12 protein-coding genes and 1 pseudogene are annotated in these 17,578 nt (G+C 72.7%); 10 read left to right on the top strand and 3 right to left on the bottom strand.

Translation table 11 applies throughout. The annotated features are described in order from the left end of the window. Positions 1 to 13: 13 nt before the first annotated feature. The 3 genes from ACWEBX_RS23375 to ACWEBX_RS23365 all read left to right on the top strand — a co-directional run bounded on the left by ACWEBX_RS23375 (position 14) and on the right by ACWEBX_RS23365 (position 3,109). Positions 14 to 1,177, top strand: a complete 1,164-nt coding sequence (locus ACWEBX_RS23375; RefSeq protein WP_451886756.1) for a sensor histidine kinase — start codon at positions 14 to 16, stop codon at positions 1,175 to 1,177. Between the two features lie 14 nt (positions 1,178 to 1,191). After that, the gene (locus ACWEBX_RS23370) at positions 1,192 to 1,854 is read left to right on the top strand and encodes a response regulator (protein ID WP_451886755.1); all 663 of its coding nucleotides are present in this window, start codon (positions 1,192 to 1,194) and stop codon (positions 1,852 to 1,854) included. Positions 1,855 to 1,951: 97 nt separating this feature from the next. Beyond that, a complete protein-coding gene (locus ACWEBX_RS23365; RefSeq protein ID WP_355769198.1) occupies positions 1,952 to 3,109 on the top strand; it encodes an ROK family transcriptional regulator in 1,158 nt (385 codons plus the stop codon). A gap of 37 nt (positions 3,110 to 3,146) precedes the next feature. On the opposite strand, the gene ACWEBX_RS23360 is transcribed toward ACWEBX_RS23365, so the two are convergent. Beyond that, positions 3,147 to 3,908 carry a GntR family transcriptional regulator gene (locus tag ACWEBX_RS23360; RefSeq protein WP_451886754.1) on the bottom strand — a complete coding sequence of 254 codons (762 nt, stop codon included), beginning with the start codon at positions 3,906 to 3,908 and terminating at the stop codon, positions 3,147 to 3,149. A 286-nt stretch (positions 3,909 to 4,194) separates the two neighbouring features. Next, the gene (gene sigJ / locus ACWEBX_RS23355; RefSeq protein ID WP_451886753.1) at positions 4,195 to 5,079 is read right to left on the bottom strand and encodes an RNA polymerase sigma factor SigJ; all 885 of its coding nucleotides are present in this window, start codon (positions 5,077 to 5,079) and stop codon (positions 4,195 to 4,197) included. Between the two features lie 124 nt (positions 5,080 to 5,203). Between sigJ and ACWEBX_RS23350 the strand changes: the two genes are divergently transcribed. Together ACWEBX_RS23350 and ACWEBX_RS23345 are read left to right on the top strand one after the other, a co-directional pair. Continuing rightward, complete coding sequence (locus ACWEBX_RS23350; protein WP_451886752.1) at positions 5,204 to 5,857, top strand: NADPH-dependent F420 reductase; 654 nt, start codon at positions 5,204 to 5,206, stop codon at positions 5,855 to 5,857. A 251-nt stretch (positions 5,858 to 6,108) separates the two neighbouring features. Beyond that, positions 6,109 to 6,939 (top strand): alpha/beta fold hydrolase, encoded by an 831-nt coding sequence (locus ACWEBX_RS23345; protein ID WP_451886751.1) that lies wholly within the window; start codon positions 6,109 to 6,111, stop codon positions 6,937 to 6,939. 600 nt (positions 6,940 to 7,539) lie between these two features. Here the strand turns inward: ACWEBX_RS23345 and ACWEBX_RS23340 are convergent. After that, positions 7,540 to 7,944 (bottom strand): annotated as a pseudogene (locus tag ACWEBX_RS23340) (EamA family transporter); the annotation flags it as partial. Positions 7,945 to 7,991: 47 nt separating this feature from the next. On the opposite strand from ACWEBX_RS23340, the gene pdxR reads away from it, so the two are divergent. The 5 genes from pdxR (at position 7,992) to ACWEBX_RS23315 (ending at position 17,273) form a co-directional block, all read left to right on the top strand. Next, entirely contained in the window at positions 7,992 to 9,494 is a 1,503-nt protein-coding gene (gene pdxR / locus ACWEBX_RS23335; RefSeq protein ID WP_451886750.1) for a MocR-like pyridoxine biosynthesis transcription factor PdxR, read from the top strand. 242 nt (positions 9,495 to 9,736) lie between these two features. Beyond that, a complete protein-coding gene (locus tag ACWEBX_RS23330) occupies positions 9,737 to 11,335 on the top strand; it encodes an alkaline phosphatase D family protein (protein WP_451886749.1) in 1,599 nt (532 codons plus the stop codon). Positions 11,336 to 11,485: 150 nt separating this feature from the next. Next, positions 11,486 to 12,940, top strand: coding sequence for an SWIM zinc finger family protein (locus ACWEBX_RS23325; RefSeq protein WP_451886748.1), 1,455 nt, complete (start codon positions 11,486 to 11,488; stop codon positions 12,938 to 12,940). Next, positions 12,937 to 15,600 (top strand): DUF7824 domain-containing protein, encoded by a 2,664-nt coding sequence (locus ACWEBX_RS23320; RefSeq protein ID WP_451886747.1) that lies wholly within the window; start codon positions 12,937 to 12,939, stop codon positions 15,598 to 15,600. Before ACWEBX_RS23325 ends, ACWEBX_RS23320 begins: the two co-directional genes overlap by 4 nt. A gap of 248 nt (positions 15,601 to 15,848) precedes the next feature. Then, positions 15,849 to 17,273: a GNAT family N-acetyltransferase gene (locus tag ACWEBX_RS23315; protein WP_451886746.1), complete on the top strand. Its 1,425-nt coding sequence runs from the start codon at positions 15,849 to 15,851 to the stop codon at positions 17,271 to 17,273. Positions 17,274 to 17,578: the final 305 nt, after the last annotated feature.

Below are 17,578 nucleotides of genomic sequence, written 5' to 3'. Positions count from 1 at the left end.
GCACGATGGCGCAATGGCCCGGTTTCTGCGCCCGCTGCTGTGGGGGACGACGTACACGCGATTGCTGCACCTGTGGGTGCCGATGCTGTTCGTCAGCGTGTGGCTGTACATCGACGCGTCGAGGCCGTGGGTGCCGGCGGTCCTGCTCATTCCGTTCGGGCTGATCCCGGCCGTGCGGCGGGGCGAGGGGGTGCAGGCGCGCTTCATGCTGGCGCCGGGCGAACGGGACGGCGAGGACCTGGGCTTCTCGGTCGCTCCGTCGGCCGGATGGCGGGACCGGTGGCGGACCCTGCTCTGGCTGGAGGCGCGCCTGCTGCTGGGCGTGACGGCCTCCATGACCACCGTGTGGCTGCCCATGTTCGCCGTCGACCTCACCAGGGCGGCCCTCGGCTACTGGCCGTCCGGCGACCCCGTGATCCGGCTCCTGGACCCGCACTGGAGCTGCGCGCTGCTCATTCCCCTGCCCCTGCTCGCCCTGTACGGCGCGGTGGTCGGCCTGGGCGAGCTGACCACGGCGCTCGCTCGACGGCTCCTCGGTCCCTCCCCCACGGAGCGGCTCGCCGCGCTGGAGGAGCGCACCGAGCAACTCCTGGAGCGCAATCGCATAGCCCGGGAGCTCCACGACTCCATCGGCCACGCGCTCACCGTCGCGGTGGTGCAGGCCGGCGCCGCGCGCGCGGCCGGCGACCCGGAGTTCACCGGCCGTGCCCTGACCGCCATCGAGGAGACCGGAAGAGCCGCTCTGGAGGACCTGGAGCGGGTGCTCGGGGTGCTGCGCGAGGCGGAACGCCCGGCGAGCGGCCGCCCCACGCTGACCGACGCCGACCGGCTGCTGGAGTCGGCGCGCACCTCCGGGGCCAAGGTGGACGTCGAGGTGACGGGTCCTTTGGAGACGGTGGCCGGTCCGGTGTCCAGAGAGGGCTACCGCATCCTCCAGGAGTCGCTCACCAACGTGCTGCGGCACGCCGGAAGCGTTCCGGTGCGGGTGCGTATCGATGTCAGGGACGGCGCGCTCTCGCTGGAGGTCCGCAATCCGCTGCCGGACGGCAGAGTCGTGGCCGGACGGGGCAGTGGTCTGCGCGGCATACGGGAGCGGGCCGCGCTGCTCGGCGGCAGCGCCCGGACGGGCCCGCACGAAGGTGACTGGCAGGTGCATGCAGAACTGCCGTTGCACTGATCTACGCTGGCCGGATGCCGGTCACCGTTCTGCTCGTCGACGACGAACCCCTCGTCCGCGCGGGGCTGCGCGCCGTTCTGGAGGCGCAGCCCGACATCGAGGTCGTCGGTGAGGCCGCCGACGGCGCCGCCGTGATCCCGCTGGTCCGGCAGTTGCGGCCGGACGTGGTCGCCATGGATGTCCGGATGCCCCTGATGGACGGCATCGAGGCCACCCGCGCGCTGTTGCGGACGGTCGCCGACCCGCCCAAGATCCTTGTGGTGACGACGTTCGAGAACGACGAGTACGTCTACGAGGCGCTGCGTGCGGGAGCCGACGGGTTCCTGCTGAAGCGGGCGCGGCCGGCCGAGATCGTGCACGCGGTGCGGCTGGTGGCCGAGGGCGAGTCCCTGTTGTTCCCCGCCTCCGTACGGCAGTTGGCGGCCGACTACGGGGAGGGCGGGGCCAGTCCGGCGGCGCGGGCGGCCATGGAGCGGGCCGCGCTGACCGAGCGCGAGGCGGACGTGCTGCGGCTGATGGCCCGGGGGATGTCCAACGCCGAGATCGCCGGGCGGCTGGTCGTCGGCACGGAGACGGTCAAGTCGCACGTCAGCTCCGTACTGGCGAAGCTGGGGGCCCGGGACCGTACTCAGGCGGTCATCGCGGCCTACGAATCGGGGTTCGTGGCGCCGGGCTGACGGCGGCCCGCGGACCGAATGGGTCCCCGGCCCTCGCCGGGGTCCCCCGCGACGAGTACGATCCGGCCAACACGCGTACAAGCTGGGAGGACGGACGTTGGGGCAGTTGACCGGCGGGGATCCCTCTCTGCTGCGACGGATCAATTCCGCGGTGGTCCTGCACGCCTTGCGTGCCACGGACTGCGCGACCCTCACCGAGATCACCCGGGTGACCGGACTGTCACGGCCGACGGTCGAAGGGGTCGTCGAGGGGCTGATCGAGAACGGGCTCGTCGTCGAGAAGGCAGCCGAGGAGGGTGCCACGCGGCGCCAGGGGCGTCCGGCGCGCAGATTCCGGTTCCGGGCCGAGGCGGGGCACCTGCTGGGCCTGGAGATCGGCCCGCACCGCGTCGCGGCGCTGCTCGCGGACCTGGACGGGCGCGTGTTGGGCGCGATGGCCAAGGACGTGGACGAGAGGGCGTCCGCCGACGAGCGGCTGGAGCGGCTGCGCGTGGCGGTCGCCGAACTGCTGCGCAGGGCGGGCGTCGCCCGTAGCTCCCTGCGCGCGGTGGGCGTCGGAAGCCCCGGCATCGTCGAGGCGGACGGCACCGTACGCCTGGGCACCGCGCTGCCGGAGTGGACGGGTCTGCCGCTGGGCGAGCGGCTGAGCCGTTCCTTCAAGTGTCCGGTGCTGGTGGAGAACGACGCCAACGCGGCGGCGGTCGCCGAGCACTGGAAGGGCGCTGCGACCGAGTCCGACGACGTCGTGTTCGTCCTGGCGGGACTCAGCCCGGGCGCCGGCGCGTTGATCGGCGGGCGGCTGCACCGGGGATTCGGCGGCGCGGCCGGTGAGATCGGCGCGCTGCATCTGCTGGGCCGTGACGTCACCCCCGAGACGCTGCTGTCGACGACGGACGAGCCGTTGCACCCGCTCGACGAGCAGGCCGTCGCCAAGGTGTTCGCGCTGGCCAAGGACGGCGACCAGCGGGCGCGGGCTGCGGTCGAGCGCTTCATCCAGCGGCTGGTGCACGACGTGGCGGCCCTGGTCCTCGCCCTGGACCCGGAGCTGGTCGTCATCGGCGGCTGGGCGGCCGGCCTGGACGGCGTACTGGAGCCGCTGCGCAGGGAGTTGGCGCGCTACTGCCTGCGTCCCCCCAAGGTGGCCCTCTCGATGCTGGGGGAAGCGGCGGTGGCGACGGGTGCGCTGCGGCTGGCCCTCGACCATGTGGAGGAGCAGTTGTTCGCGGTGGAGGGAACCGTGACCGCGCGCCGCTGAAGTACGAGCGGCGCGGCGGTCCGGGCCGGACGACGGCTCAGGAGGCGCGGCGCTCCGGGTCGTGGTGGATCTCCACGCCGCCTGAATCACCGAACGTGAGCCGGCAGGTGTCGGCGCGGTACGTGGCCACGGAGACCGCCGCGGTGCGCCCCTCGGTAAAGAAGCGGGTCGTGACGACGAGAACGGGCGCACCGGGAAGGCGGTCGAGCTCCTTGGCGTCGTCCGCGCGGGCCGAGCCCAGCTCGACGGCGCGGTCCTGGCCTTCGAGCTCCAGTCGCTGGAGCTCGCGCAGCACGGCACGCGCGCGTGCGGCGCCCGAGGGCGCGTCGATCGCCGACAGGTCCGGCACAGAGGACGCCGGGATGTACAGGAGCTCGGCGGCGACGGGCTGGCCGTGCGTCGCCAGGGAACGGCGCACGATGTGCACCGGCTCGCCGTCGGCGGTCTCCAGGATGCCGGTCACCGGCGCGGGGGGCGCCGCCACCGCGCAGTCCGCGGCGTGCCAGGCGTCACCGGCCGCCCCCGGCCACACATGCTGTTCGGTTCCGACGGCCACACCCACGCGCGGGGGCGCGACGGTGGTCCCCACCCCGCGACGGCGCTGCAGCCGGCCTTCCAGTTCGAGCTGTTCGAGTGCCTGGCGCAGGGTCGCCCGCGCGACACCGAAGCGGGCTGCCAGATCACGTTCGTTGGGCAGGATCTCGCCCACCGTGAACTCGGAGTCCAGTGCTTCGCTGAGCACGGTCCTGAGGTGCCAGTACTTCGGTTCCGGCACCGATTCCAACTGCGTGGTCCCCACCCTGTCCTCCGCAATCGCCGTGGCCCGGCGGCGTTTTAACGCCCTTGTTTATTAAAGGTTCCTGCACTATCCGCGACGATAGGGCCGCCCCCACCCTTGGTCAAGACCAATCCTCGAACCCTTACGGACTGCACAGGCGCCCCGCCGCGGAGCGTTCACGGGGTGTTCTCGCCGGGCGACGTTCGTGACACAACGCCGAAAGCCCCCGTACAAAGACGGGGGCTTCCGCTGTCCTGTGGTGCCCCGGCGGGAGGCGTACGCCGGCGGCCAGGGCCTGTCGTCCGGATCACGCGGCGGGGATCGACACCAGCTTCTCCGGGTTGCGCACGATGTAGACGCACTGGACACGCCCGTCCGCGACGTCCAGTTGGATGATGCTGTCGGGCTTGCCCCCCGACAGTGCGAGCACCGCGAGACCGCCGTTGACCTCGAGGAAGCGCAACGACAGGCCGGACGCGCCCTTCTTGGTGACGCCGATGACGAACCGGCCGACCTTCTCGGCGCTGTCGAGGACGCGCAGCGGTGCCTGGGCGAGGCCGCCGCTGTCGCCGATGAGCCGTGCCTCCGGTGCCAGCAGGGACATCAGCCCCTCCAGATCACCCTCGCCCGCCGCGGCGAGGAACCGCTCGGTGAGGTCACGGCGTTCGGCCGGGTCCACCTCGTAGCGTGGCCGCCGTTCCTCCACGTGCTTGCGCGCCCGCCCGGCGAGCTGACGCACCGCCGGTTCGCCCCGGTCGAGAACGGTGGCGATGTCGGCGTACGGATAGCCGAACGCCTCTCGCAGGACGAACACCGCGCGTTCCAGCGGTGACAGGGACTCCAGGACGACGAGGACGGCGAGGGAGACGGAGTCCGCGAGGACGGCCCGCTCGGCGCTGTCGGGCACGGTGTCGCCGAAGTCGGTGATGTACGGCTCCGGGAGCCACGGTCCGACGTAGGCCTCGCGACGCGACTGCACCTGGCGCAGCCGGTCGATGGCGAGCCGGGTCGTGACACGGACCAGGTACCCGCGCGGCTCACGCACGTCCGACCTGTCCTCGGCGGACCAGCGCAGCCACGCTTCCTGCACGACGTCCTCCGCGTCGGCCACTCGCGCGAGCATGCGGTACGCCACACCCATCAGTACGGGGCGGTGTTCCTCGAAGACATCGGTCGCCGTGTCGATTGCCACCGCACCATCCCACCCGACACATTCCCGGGTGTCCAGGCGAAACGGCCGGGCGAATCAGCCGCCCCGGAGCACAATGGCCGCGGACCGCCGGTGACCGACGGTCCCGACAACGGGAGGAACGACGATGCGATACGGGGTACTGGGCACGGGCGACGTGGGGCGCGCCCTCGCCGGCAAGCTGGTCGAACTGGGCCACGAGGTCTGCCTGGGTTCGCGTACGAAGGACAACACGGCGGCCGTCGAGTGGGCCGACGGCGCGGGTCCCACGGCCCATCACGGCACCTTCGCGGACGCGGCGGCGTTCGGCCAGGTGGTCGTGAACGCGGTGGGCGGGCGGGTCGCGCTCACCGTGCTGCGGTCGGCCGGGGCGGAACACCTTGACGGCAAGGTGGTGTTGGACGTCTCCAATCCCCTGGCCGTCGAGGACGGGGAGCTGCGGCTGTCTCCCGTGGAGTCGGACAGCGTGGGCGAGCAGATCCAGCGGGAGTTCCCGGGGACCCGTGTGGTGAAGAGCCTCAACACCGTCAACTGCCAGGTGATGGTGGACCCTTCCAGGGTGCCGGGCGAGCACCAGATCTTCGTCTCCGGTGACGACGAGGGCGCCAAGGAGCAAGTGACGGCGCTGTTGGGCGAGTTCGGCTGGCCCGAACAGCGTGTGTTCGACCTCGGGGACATCCGGACCGCGCGGGCCGTGGAGATGTACCTGCCGTTGTGGGTCAAGCTCATGCAGGGCATCGGGCACGCGGACTTCAACATCGAGGTGCGCGGGGCGCGCTAGCGCGGGCTGCGGGGTCGGGGGAACCCCGGATGCGGCGGACGCGGGGCACGGGCATCCGGTCGGCGCCGGGTGCCCGTGCCCGGCTCCACCGTCCCCGCCGTGGGGTGCCTGGCGTCAGGTGACCGGGTTCTGATGCCTGAGCTGTGATGCCTGGCGCAGGTTCATGACGGCTCGGGGCTACCCGTCGGTAGCGGTTGCTGACAAGCTGTCTACGAGATGGTTCGTCACAGCTTCAGACGAGGAGCAGCCCCATGTCCGACACGGTCACCGTCAGCCTCCCCTCACCGCGTGGCCCGAAGGCGGTCACCGTGTCCTACGCGCGCGAGGGCACCGGCGAACCGCTGCTCCTGCTCCACGGCATCGGCCACCACCGCCAGGCCTGGGACCCGGTCATCCCCATCCTCGCCGCCGAGCGCGACGTCATCGCCGTCGACCTCCCGGGCTTCGGCGCGTCCCCGGCGCTGCCCGACGGACTCACCCACGACCTGTCGACGGTGGTGCCTCTGCTCGGCGCGCTGTGCGAGGCGCTGGAGATCGAGCGGCCGCACGTCGCCGGCAACTCGCTCGGCGGGCTGCTGGCCCTGGAACTGGGCCGCGAGAAGCTCGTACGGTCCGTCACCGCGCTCTCGCCCGCCGGCTTCTGGTCGCCGGTGGAGCGGCGGTACGCCTTCGGCCTGCTGATCGCCATGCGCCAGACGGCCCGCCGCATGCCCCTCCCGGTCATCGAGCGGCTCTCCCGTTCCGCGGCCGGGCGGACCGTGCTGACCAGCACCATCTACGCCCGACCCGCCCGCCGTTCACCCGACGCGGTCGTCGCCGAGACCCTCGCGCTGGCCCACGCGGAGGGATTCACCGACACGCTCCGGGCGGGTACGAACGTCCAGTTCACGGACGACATCCCGACGCTCCCCGTCACCGTGGCCTGGGGAACCCGCGACCGGCTGCTGATCCGCCGCCAGGGCATCCGGGCCAAGCAGATCATTCCGCGGGCGCGGCTGGTGCGGCTGCCCGGCTGCGGCCACGTCCCGATGAACGACGACCCGGCGCTCGTCGCCCGCGTCATCCTCGACGGAAGCCGCTGAGCCGTCCTGGGTGACGGCGCCCGAGAGGACTTGGGCGGCAGCGGTCGAACCGTCCGGGGCAGCGGAGTCCGCGCTGTCCCGGGGCACGGTCTTCGTGCGGCCCCTTTCGGCGGCCCGTTGACCGCGCCCGAGGACGACGCTCAACGCGCCTGACCCGAGGGCGACTCCGGCGCCCACGAGGGCACTGCCCGCGGCCTGCGCGATCCCGTAGGCGCCGGCGCCCACGAGCGGCGCGGTGCAGGCGGCGGAGACCGGGATGAGGCCCGAGAAGAGCGTGGCGCGCTCCGCGCCGATGCGCTGCACGCCCATGTACCAGCAGACGAAGCCGACGACCGTGACGACCGCCGCCTGCCACAGCAGCGCGGTCGCCTCGGTGACGTCCGGCATCCGCAGCCACGCTCCACGGCCGGTGATCACCCCGACCAGCGCGGACTCGGCCGCCGCCACGGCGCACACGGTGGCCGACAGCAGCCGCGGCCCGAGCGGACGCAGCACCGGTACGGCGAGTACGGCGAAGCCGACTTCCCCGGCCAGCGCGGCCAGGGAGCAGGCGATCCCGGCCGCGTCCGTGCGGCCCCATCCCTGAACGGCGAAGGCGCCGAGCACGACGAGCAACGCCCCGTACAGAACGCGGCGTTGTGGACGGCGGCCCTCCTGAAGCGGCACGAGCACCGCTACGACGACGGGGGCGCAGCCCACGAAGACGCCGGGGACCGCCGGCTCGGCCGTGCGCTCGGCGGCGAGCACCGCAAGATTGAAACCGACCATGCCGACGGCCGCGACCAGAGCGAGTCGCCCCCACTGGCGGGCCGTGAGCAGCCGCAGCGGGGCGGCACCGCCCCGGCCGACGAGGGGCAGCAGAAGGACGCAGGCGAGGCCGTAGCGCAGGAACTGGCCGCCCGCGTACGGATAGTGGCCCAGCACGCTGTTGGCGGTGAAGGAACCTCCGACGAGGACACAGGCGAGGGCGGCGAGCAGCGCGCCCCGGGTGGTGGTGGCGTTCATGACGGTGACGCTATGAACGGGTGCGGCCCGGATTAAGGTCCACTTCCATGACGTCATCGGGGACCAATCGCGGAGTGCCCTCGCGTCCCGCTCCGACAGCACCGACCACGGCTCCGGCAGATCCGGCCGAATCGGCGCCCTCCTGGGAACTGCTCCTGCCGGCCGCGTCGGCTCCGGCACGCGCGCGTGGACGCACCCTGCAGGCCGCGCTGCGCGAGGCGGTCCGCTCCGGGCGGCTCGCTCCCGGCACCCGGCTGCCGTCCACCCGTGAGCTGGCCGGGGATCTCGGTGTGTCGCGGGGGCTCGTCACCGAGGCGTACGAGCAGTTGACGGCGGAAGGGTATCTGCGCAGTGACCGCGGGTCCGGCACCTGGGTCGGCGGCGCGGTGCGGGCCGTCGTCCCCCGCGCGCGTGACCGTGCCCCGCGGGCGGGCGGGGTGCGGGCCGACTTCGTCGCGGGAAGCCCCGACCTGTCTCTCTTCCCGCGTTCCGCCTGGGCCGCCGCGCACCGGGGGGTCCTGGCCGAACTGCCCCACCAGGCACTGGGCTACCCGGACCCGCGTGGTCTGCCACGACTCCGGACGGCCCTGGCCGGACTCCTCGTGCGTCGCCGGGGTGTGGTCGCGGACCCGGAGCGCGTCATCGTGGTCTCCGGCGTCGCCCAGGCGATGACACTGCTCGGATTCGCCCTCCACGCGCGCGGGACACCCCGCGTGGGCGTCGAGCGTCCCGGCAGTCCGGAGCTCCGCTCGCTGTTCGCCTCGGCCGGCGTCGGCACCGTACCGCTGCCGCTCGACGACGACGGTCTCGCGGTCGCTGCGCTCGAAGCCTCCGGTGTACGAGCCCTGGTGACCACGCCGGCTCACCAGTTCCCCACGGGGATCGCGTACTCGGCACGGCGTCGCGCCGAACTCCTCGACTGGGCCCGGTCCGTGAACGGGCTGCTGATCGAGGACGACTACGACGGCGATTTCCGCTACGACCGTGCCCCGGTGGGTGCCCTCCAGGGGCTGGACCCCGAGCATGTCGCGTACACGGGCTCGGTCAGCAAGTCGCTCGCTCCGGGGCTTCGGCTCGGCTGGCTCCTCGTCCCCGCCTCCCATGTCGAGGAGGTCGTCGAGCGCAAACGCACCATGGACCTCGGCAACCCGGTCCTCGACCAGGCGCTCCTGGCCCGTTTCGTCGAACGCGGCGACTACGACCGGCACCTGCGCCGCTGCCAGCGTGCGTACCGGGAGCGGCGTGACGTCCTGGTCGCGGCCCTGGAGGAGCATTTCCCGGGTACGGAGGTCTCCGGAATCGCGGCCGGTCTGCACGTCGTGGCCGCACTGCCCGGCCGCTACGGACCACAGGACCGCTTCCTGGAACGAACCGCGGCGGCCGGGGTCGTGGTCCGGCCGACGGCACACTACGGAGCGACGGCCGTGGACGGCGTACGGCTCGTGCTGGGGTACGCCCATCTGCCGCCCGAACGGATACGGGACGGCGTGCGGCTGATGGCGGACGCCGTACGCGGCTTGGGCGCACCTGACGGGTCGGCGACGCTCTGAGGCGCCACGGCCGGGGGCGGGGCGGGTGGCTCCTGGCCAACGCGGCGAGGCGGCCAACGCGGCGGCTCGGCCGGCCCGGTCGGCTCGGCTCAGTAGACCCTTCCGTCGGCGGCACCGCAGGCGCCGTGACGATTCCCCCCTGTCTCAGGGCCGGTTGTTCACCCGTGGTTTGCGTGGGCGCTGCGGCGTACCAGTAGGTGTGGCTCTGCACACTGGCCGAATCCGTCCCCGGAGGCGTATCCATGTCGCACCGTCCGTTCCGTTCGTTTCCCGGTCGCCGCAGCGTGCTGCGCGGCTCGCTGGCCGCGTCGGCGGCACTGGCCCTGCCCACCACGCTCGGCTCGGCGCCGGCATTCGCCCTGTCCGGCCGGCCGAAGGCGGGCTGGGGCGTCCAGACCGGCGACGTGACCACCGACTCCGGCCTGGTGTGGGTGCGCTCCGACCGGCCCGCGCGGATGGTCGTCGAGACCTCGGCGACCGCGTCGTTCCGAGAGTCCCGCAGATGGCACGGTCCGCTGCTCGGCGCCGACACGGACTTCACGGGGACCACCCGGCTGCACGGGCTGCCGTCCGGCGAACAGATCCACTACCGCGTCCTGCTCGCGGACCCGGACGACCCCCGGCGCACCGGCGAGCCGGTGAGCGGCACGTTCCGTACGGCTCCGCACGGGCGGCGGCGCGGCGGTGTGCGCTTCCTCTGGTCGGGCGATCTGGCGGGGCAGGGCTGGGGCATCAACCCGGACATCGGCGGCTACCGCATCTTCGACGCGATGGCCCGGCTCGATCCCGACTTCTTCCTGTGCAGCGGTGACAACATCTACGCGGACGGCCCGGTCGCCGCGACGGCCGCGCTCCCCGACGGCGGTACCTGGCGGAACATCACGACCGAGGAGAAGTCCAAGGTCGCCGAGTCGCTGGCGGAGTTCCGTGGCAATTTCCGCTACAACCTGCTCGACGAGAACCTCAGCCGGTTCAACGCCCAGGTGCCTTCCGTCATCCAGTGGGACGACCACGAGGTGCGGAACAACTGGTACCCCGGTGAGGTGGTCGCCACCACGGACACGCGCTACACGGAGAAGAGTGTCGACGTCCTGGCGGCGCGGGCCCGGCGCGCGTTCAGCGAGTACTTCCCCGTGTCGACCCTGCGGCCGGGCGACCGTGACGGACGCGTCCACCGGGTCATGCGTCACGGCCCGCTCCTGGACGTGTTCGTCCTCGACATGCGCACCTACCGCAACGCCAACTCCCCCGACGACCAGACGACGGATCCGCAGGGCATTCTCGGTGCCGCGCAGTTGGAGTGGCTGAAGCGCGAGCTGTCGCGTTCGCGGGCCGTGTGGAAGGTGATCGCCGCGGACATGCCGCTCGGCCTCGTCGTGCCGGACACGACCGAGGGGCGGCCGAACATCGAGGCCGTGGCGCAGGGCGACCCGGGCGTGCCGCTCGGACGCGAACTTCAACTGGCCGAACTGCTGCGGTTCATCAAGCACCGGCGGATCACGGGCACCGTGTGGCTCACCGCCGACGTGCACCACACCTCGGCGCAGCACTACCAGCCGTCGCGGGCCGCGTTCACCGACTTCGAACCGTTCTGGGAGTTCGTCTCCGGCCCGCTGAACGCCGGAGCCTTCCCGGCGAGCGCCCTGGACAACACGTTCGGCCCGGAGCGGGTGTTCGTGAAGGCGCCCGTCGCCTCGAACGTCTCGCCCGCGGGCGGCTACCAGTTCTTCGGCGAGGTCGACATCGACGGCGACAGCGGCGAGCTGACGGTACGCCTGCGCAAACAGGACGGGACCGTGCTGTTCACGCAGGTGCTCCAGCCGGGACGCGTAGGCCAGTAGGAGCACCGGTGCGCCGTGCCCCGCACGCCGGTCCCACCCCGGCCGCCCGGCACGGCGGACCCACCGCGTGGCTGCCCCTCGTGTCGGCCCGGCGGGGTAAGTCGTCGCAGGTCAGAGGTGATTGTCAGTGGTCGCCTCTACGGTTTTTGCATGACGCGATCTTTGCAGGCCGTGGCCTACACCCGACCCTCCGTCCTGGAGTCCGTGCCCGGTGGGCGGCGGCTGGGGCTCGAGACGTCGCGGGGCTCGACGCCCGCGGGGATCGAGGACCATCCGCGGTTCTTCGCGGGCTTCCTGACGTCACCTCAGGTGGCCGCCGCGGGTCTGCTGGCGGTGGCCGATGTCGCCGCGGCGCGTTACTACCAGCCGCGACTGCGGGCGTCCCTCGACCCGGTGGTCACGGGCAACGGTGACCGCCTGCGGTTCGAGTCCTTCTCCGGCTGCGGCGGGGTGTACGCGCGTCTGGACGTGCTGGCACCTGGCCTCGACGGCGACGAGATCGGGCACGGGACGACGAACGTCGATGTCAACAACCCGCTGCGCGAGGCCCTCTCCCGCATCGGCACGGACGATCCGCTGCATCTTCGGGTGGGCCCCGACGAGATGGCCGTGACCACGCTGGACGGACCGGTGGTGGAGAAGAAGGTGCCGTTGCCCGACCGGTGGCTGCGGGGATTCGCCGAGGCCCAGGTGACGGCGGCCGGGTTCGACCTGCGGGCCGAGCTCCCCGCGGCCGAGGCCGTACGGTTCCTGCGCTCGCTCCCGCGCGGCACGGTGCGCGGCAGGCCGGGCGGCCCCCAGTGGGTGGTGCCCGCGGGCCGGGGACTCCGTCCGACAACCCGGCCGGTTCCGGAAGCCGTCTGTCTGCCCGGACCCGACCGGCTGATCGCCCTCCAGCGGGTGCTGCGCCATGCGACGGCCCTGCGCGTGTACGGCCCGCCGGTCACCGGCGACGCCACCGTGGCCGGCGCCTGGGAAGCCGTTCTCCCCGGAATGCGGCTGACACTCACGCTCTCGCCGGACGTGTCCCGGGGCTTCTCCGGAGAGGGCGGGGTGCTGGACGCCCTCGCCACCGACGAGGCGGCCGAGGACGCCGAGCTGATCGCGGTGCTGCTGGCGTGGGAACCCCGCGTCGACGTGGGTGACCTGGCCGCCGGCTCCGGCCTGCCGGCCGAGCGCGTGAGAGCCGCCCTGATCCGGCTGGGCACATCGGGGCGCGTGGGCTACGACACCGCGGAAGCCGCGTATTTCCACCGGGAACTGCCCTACTACGCGGGGCGGGCCGAGCGGCACAATCCGCGCCTGCGGTCGGCGCACGCCCTCGTCTCCGCGGGCGCGGTCGCCCTGGCCGGGGCCGTCGGCACGGTGACGGCGGACGACGGGCATGTGCACCGGGTCCGCGACGACGCGGGAAGGCTGAGCTGCTCCTGCCTGTGGTGGGCGAAGTACCGGGGCGGCCGCGGGCCGTGCAAGCACGCTCTGGCGGTACGGATGGTGCGGCGGGGCGCCAGGGTCGAGCACGGAGGCGGGCACGGGGCGACCCGGGCCACAGGACAACCCGAGAAATTCCAGGAAGTTCCGTTCGGCGGGGGCGATGGACGATGAGCGACGAAGCACTGCTGAAGGCGGTACGGGCGGGGCGGACGGTCGAGGCCGCCGGGCTCCTGGACGGGATGACCGATGCCGAACGCCGGTCCTGTCTGCCCGCGTTGAAGGAGCTGCGCAAGGAGCTGCGGTCCGCGCCGTGGAACGCGGAGTCCCGCGTGACCTGTCCCGCGCTGCACGCGGCGGGCGCGGCGTGTCACACGGGCGCCGCCGGCGCGGCGACCTGGATCGCCGGCGTCGACATGCGCTGGTCCCAGGCCTCCCCCGGTGTCCTGCTCCATGTCCTGGGCGACCGCGAGTCCGGCTGGCTCGCCGATCTGACGCACCGCCTCGCCGCCCGGCCGACGACGTCCCTGGTCCCGTTCGCCCTGCTGTCGGGACTGGTGGGGCTGTCCGGCTGCGCGGTTCCGACGACCGACGCCTATGTCCAGGGCTGGTTGGAGCACACCGGCGCCTCATGGCACAACGGAGACACCGTGGCGCAGCGACTGCGCAAGGAGCCACATCTGTCCGTGATGATCAGCGCGCTCTTCGAGTCGCTGGACGTCACGAGTCGGATCGCCTGGCTGTTCGGCGACGGACCGGGGAGCTGGTACAACGCCCTCACGGAGCTGGCCGAGGAGGGCACCCTCGACCGCCAGGTCCTGGTGGACGCCTGCGTCGCACGGCTGCTGCGCGGGGGCGCACCGGCCGACCAGCGGGTGTTCCTGCGTCTGCTGTCGTCCCTGGCTCCGACGCGTGAAGAGGAACGCGAGCGCACCGGCGACTGGACGGCGCTCGCCTGCCAGGCCGGTCCGGCCGTCGCCTGGCACGCGCAGTCGGTGCTCGCCTCTCTCGCGCTGGACGGTGAGTTGACGCCCCGGCAGCTCGCCGAGATGTCCTCGGGCGTGCTCTTCCGTACGGAGAAGAAGCTGGTGCGCGCTCAGCTCGTCCTGCTGGGGAAGGTCCTCAAGCGTGATCCGTCCACCGCGGGCGTGCTGCTGCCCGCGGCGGCGGAAGCCTTCGGGCACGAGGACACAGAGGTGCAGGAGCGTGCGCTGAAGCTGGTGGAGCGCCATGCCGGCGCCCTCCCCGACTCGGATGACGCGCGGGCTCGGCTCGAAGACCTCAGCGCCGACTTGAGCCCGGGGCTTCGGCTGCGGGCGCGGCGCGTCCTCGGCGTCGAGGCTCCGGGCTCCGCCTCGACGGTCCAGGAGGAGGTACTGCCGCCCGTTCCGGAGCGGGAGCGGCTGGCGGCGGCACCGGAGTCGGTGGCCGAACTGGCCGAGGAGGTCAGCGCGATCATGGCCTCCGGCGGTGGAGTCGCCGCGTTCGAGCGCGCTCTGGACGGCCTGGTCCGTCATGCCCACCGTGACCGGGACGCGCTGGTGGAGGCCCTCGGCCCCGTGGTCGCGCGCTGCTGGTGGAAGGACCGCGATCCGAGCTACCCGGTCGTGGACCGAAGCTTCCGTGAGTCGGCGCAAGGTCTCGAAGTCGTCCTGGCGGCCCTGTTCGAGGGGGTCAGCATGGACACGCTCCACGCGGCGGTGCAGCGGGGACCGGCGAGCGGGAACTGCCATCACAGCGCGCTCTCCCGCGCCCTCGACGCGCGCCTGTGGGAGGCGGGCTACCGCCTTCGCACCGAACCGATGCCGTTCCTGCTGGCCACCCCCACCTGGGACAGCGGGCTGCTGGAGCCGGACGAGCTCGTGGAACGCCTCACCGAGTACCGACGGCTCGACGCCCGGCCGGGCACGGCCGACTTCGCGCAGGCACTGCTGCGCGTGCGGCGCGACGACTCCGTGACGACGGCGGCAGCCGCGGCGCGGGCCCGCGCCCTCGGCAGCCCGGAGGGATACCGCCTGGCCCAGTGGCTCACCTCCGAAGCGCCGCTGCTCCCGACGGTCCGCCGACGGACCTCGGGCCCCCGCGTCCTGTTGGAACTGGGCGAGCTCGAAGAGATACAGGGCCTCTTCCCGAGAGAGTTCCGGCTGCTCGGCCGCCCCCTCACGGCGTTCAAGGACCGCTCGTACTGCTGGCACTGGGGCGGCACGCACCGGCGGTACTGGCCGGCCGTCGTACCGGGACGCCGGGAACTGGTGGCGGCGCGGCTCCTGAGCGACTTCAGCACGGCCGCGGTGGAGGACGGCCGCATGCACACCGCGTTGCTGCCGCTGCTCGCCGAGGCCGACGGCACGGCGGGCGAAGCACTGCATCTGTGCGTGGCGTACGGGCTCGGTGCCCGGCATGCCGAGGACCGGCTCGCCGCGGTGGACGCCCTGCTGGTCCTCGCCGCCCGGGGACAGCTCGACGCCGGCCGGCTCGGCGCGGACCTCGGGGAACTGGTGCTGAGGGGCGCTCTGAAGAAGTCCCGGCTGGCCGAGTCGATCCGCACGGCGGCGGCCACGGGTGCGTACGCCACGGTCTGGTCGGTGCTGCGCGGTCTGTTGCCGGCTCTGCTCGCCGAGCTCGCCGCCGACGGTGCGGGCGGCGGTACGGGCAGCGGCGCGGTGCGAGGGCTCGGTGAGCTGCTGGCCATCGCCGCCGACTGCGCCGAGCGGGCCGGGGCGCGTGGTGATCTCGCGCATCTCGCCGGCGCCGCCGAACGGCGGGGCTCGTCCAGGATGGTGACCCAGGCCCGACGGCTGCGGACCTCGCTGACACGGGAGGCGGTTGCCTGACGCGGGGAGCTGTTGCCTGATGTGGGAAGCCGCCGCCCCATACAGGGAGCCCCCCAACGGGAAGGTCTCGTCTCAGGGCCGGCGGTGGTCCGGCGGCCCTGACCAGGTGGGCAGTCAGGTCTTACGTTCGAGGCAAAAGACCCGTAAAAAGAACTGCAAATAGGACAGAAGGACACTTAACCGATCAGTCACAAGCCGTTCGTGATCACGCAACACCATTCCTTCACAGTGACTGTATGACTCCAGACATGTCTGATGTGACACGTGCGAAGCACGGACGGCCCGTTCACCACTGGCGACGGGACGTCGTCGAACTCGCCGCGCTGTTCACGGCCGTGGCGGTCGCGGACGGAGTGGCCAACCTGATCGGGCACGGGCCCGACGGTCCCGCGCTGCTGGTGATCTCGGCGGTGTTCCTGGTCGCCACGGCCGGATTCCACACATGGTGGGCACGCCGCCACGGTCACGCGCCGCCGACGAGCGATACCGGCGCCCGGCCGCCCTCCGACGGGCGAACGGGCGCGCTCTCCGCGGCGGATGCGACGGCCTCCACGCCCCTGCCGGCCGTGGAGGCGACCGTGCTGCTGCGGATGCGGACGACGGTGAAGGACGCGCCGGGTTCGCTCGCCGCGCTCTGCACGGCGCTCGCGGAGCGCCAGGTCGACATCCTGAGCCTCCAGACGCACCCGCTGGCCGACGGAACGGTCGACGAGTTCCTGCTGCGCGCGCCCGCCGAGCTGGCCACCTCCGAGATCACCCGCAGCGTGGCGCAGGCCGGCGGCACGTCGACCTGGATCGAGCGGGCCGACGCCCACGACCTGGTGGACGCGCCGACCCGGGTGCTCGGCCTGGCCACCCGTACAGCACTCGACGCCTCCGAACTTCCCCTCGCGTTGCGGCAGTTGCTCGGGCGGTGCACGATCCGTTCGCTGCCCGCGACCTCCCCCGTCTCCGGCCGGGCGACGCAGGGAGCTCCCGTGGAGGGGGCGCTTGAGGACACGGTGATGCGGCTGCGCGCTCCGGAAGGCGGCGTGATCACGGTGGAGCGGCCGTATCTGCCGTTCACACCGACCGAGTTCGCCCGGGCGCGGGCGCTGGTCGAACTGGACGCGCGGCTCGGCCCGCGCGTTCCGCGCGGACAGGACCTGCTGACGCTGCCCGAGGGCAACGCGATCACCGTGCAGCGCGCGGACGTCTCGGACGTCGAGGCCGCCAAGGCGATGCACGAACGCTGCTCGCCGCGCACGCTGAGCATGCGGTACCACGGCCCCGTCGGGGACGCGTACCGGTACCTCAACCACCTGCTCAGCCCCAGTTTCGGTCGCACCCTCGCCGTGCGGACGGCGTCCGGCAGGATCGTCGGGCTCGGTCATCTGCTCTGGGACGGCGACGAGACGGAGGTCGCACTGCTCGTCGAGGACGAGTGGCAGCGGCGCGGAATCGGCATCGAACTGCTCGGCCGCCTGGTGGCGATGGCCGTCGAGGCCGGCTGCGAGAGCGTGTACGCCGTCACGCAGGCGTCGAACACCGGCATGGTGGCCGCCATGCGTGGTCTCGGCCTCCCGCTCGACTACCAGATCGAGGAGGGCACCCTCGTCATCACCGCCCGCCTGGACACGCCATCGGTGACGTCTCCGTACGCCGAGCGCCACGGTCACGGCCACGCCCAGTAGGCGACGGCGAGGGAGACGGGCCCGGGAACAGGGAAGCGTCGCGGCCAGGCCGAACGCGCCCGGCGCCACCGGCCACCACGGGACCCCCGAACACCCAGACGCCCCCGGCCACCCCCGAACACTCTGCCGCCACCGGCCACCCTGACCCGACCAATACCGGCGAACGCCCCCGGCCCCCACCGATATCGGCGCCAAGTGCTCAGCGCCACCAGCGTGTCCCGGGACCAAGCGCTCAGCGCCACAGCACGTCCCGGGACCAAGGAGCGCCCCCCCCCCCACCACGTTCCCGGGGGGCTCCCCCCCCC

The sequence above is a fragment of the Streptomyces sp. NPDC005070 genome, from assembly GCF_053600395.1.
This window is presented reverse-complemented; position numbering and strand designations above follow the sequence as displayed.

Coding starts and splice junctions, on each gene's coding strand:
- ACWEBX_RS23375 (WP_451886756.1), top strand. CDS start 14: ATGGCCCGGTTTCTGCGCCCGCTGCTGTGGGGGACGACGTACACGCGA.
- ACWEBX_RS23370 (WP_451886755.1), top strand. CDS start 1,192: ATGCCGGTCACCGTTCTGCTCGTCGACGACGAACCCCTCGTCCGCGCG.
- ACWEBX_RS23350 (WP_451886752.1), top strand. CDS start 5,204: ATGCGATACGGGGTACTGGGCACGGGCGACGTGGGGCGCGCCCTCGCC.
- ACWEBX_RS23345 (WP_451886751.1), top strand. CDS start 6,109: ATGTCCGACACGGTCACCGTCAGCCTCCCCTCACCGCGTGGCCCGAAG.
- pdxR (WP_451886750.1), top strand. CDS start 7,992: ATGACGTCATCGGGGACCAATCGCGGAGTGCCCTCGCGTCCCGCTCCG.
- ACWEBX_RS23330 (WP_451886749.1), top strand. CDS start 9,737: ATGTCGCACCGTCCGTTCCGTTCGTTTCCCGGTCGCCGCAGCGTGCTG.
- ACWEBX_RS23325 (WP_451886748.1), top strand. CDS start 11,486: ATGACGCGATCTTTGCAGGCCGTGGCCTACACCCGACCCTCCGTCCTG.
- ACWEBX_RS23320 (WP_451886747.1), top strand. CDS start 12,937: ATGAGCGACGAAGCACTGCTGAAGGCGGTACGGGCGGGGCGGACGGTC.
- ACWEBX_RS23315 (WP_451886746.1), top strand. CDS start 15,849: ATGTCTGATGTGACACGTGCGAAGCACGGACGGCCCGTTCACCACTGG.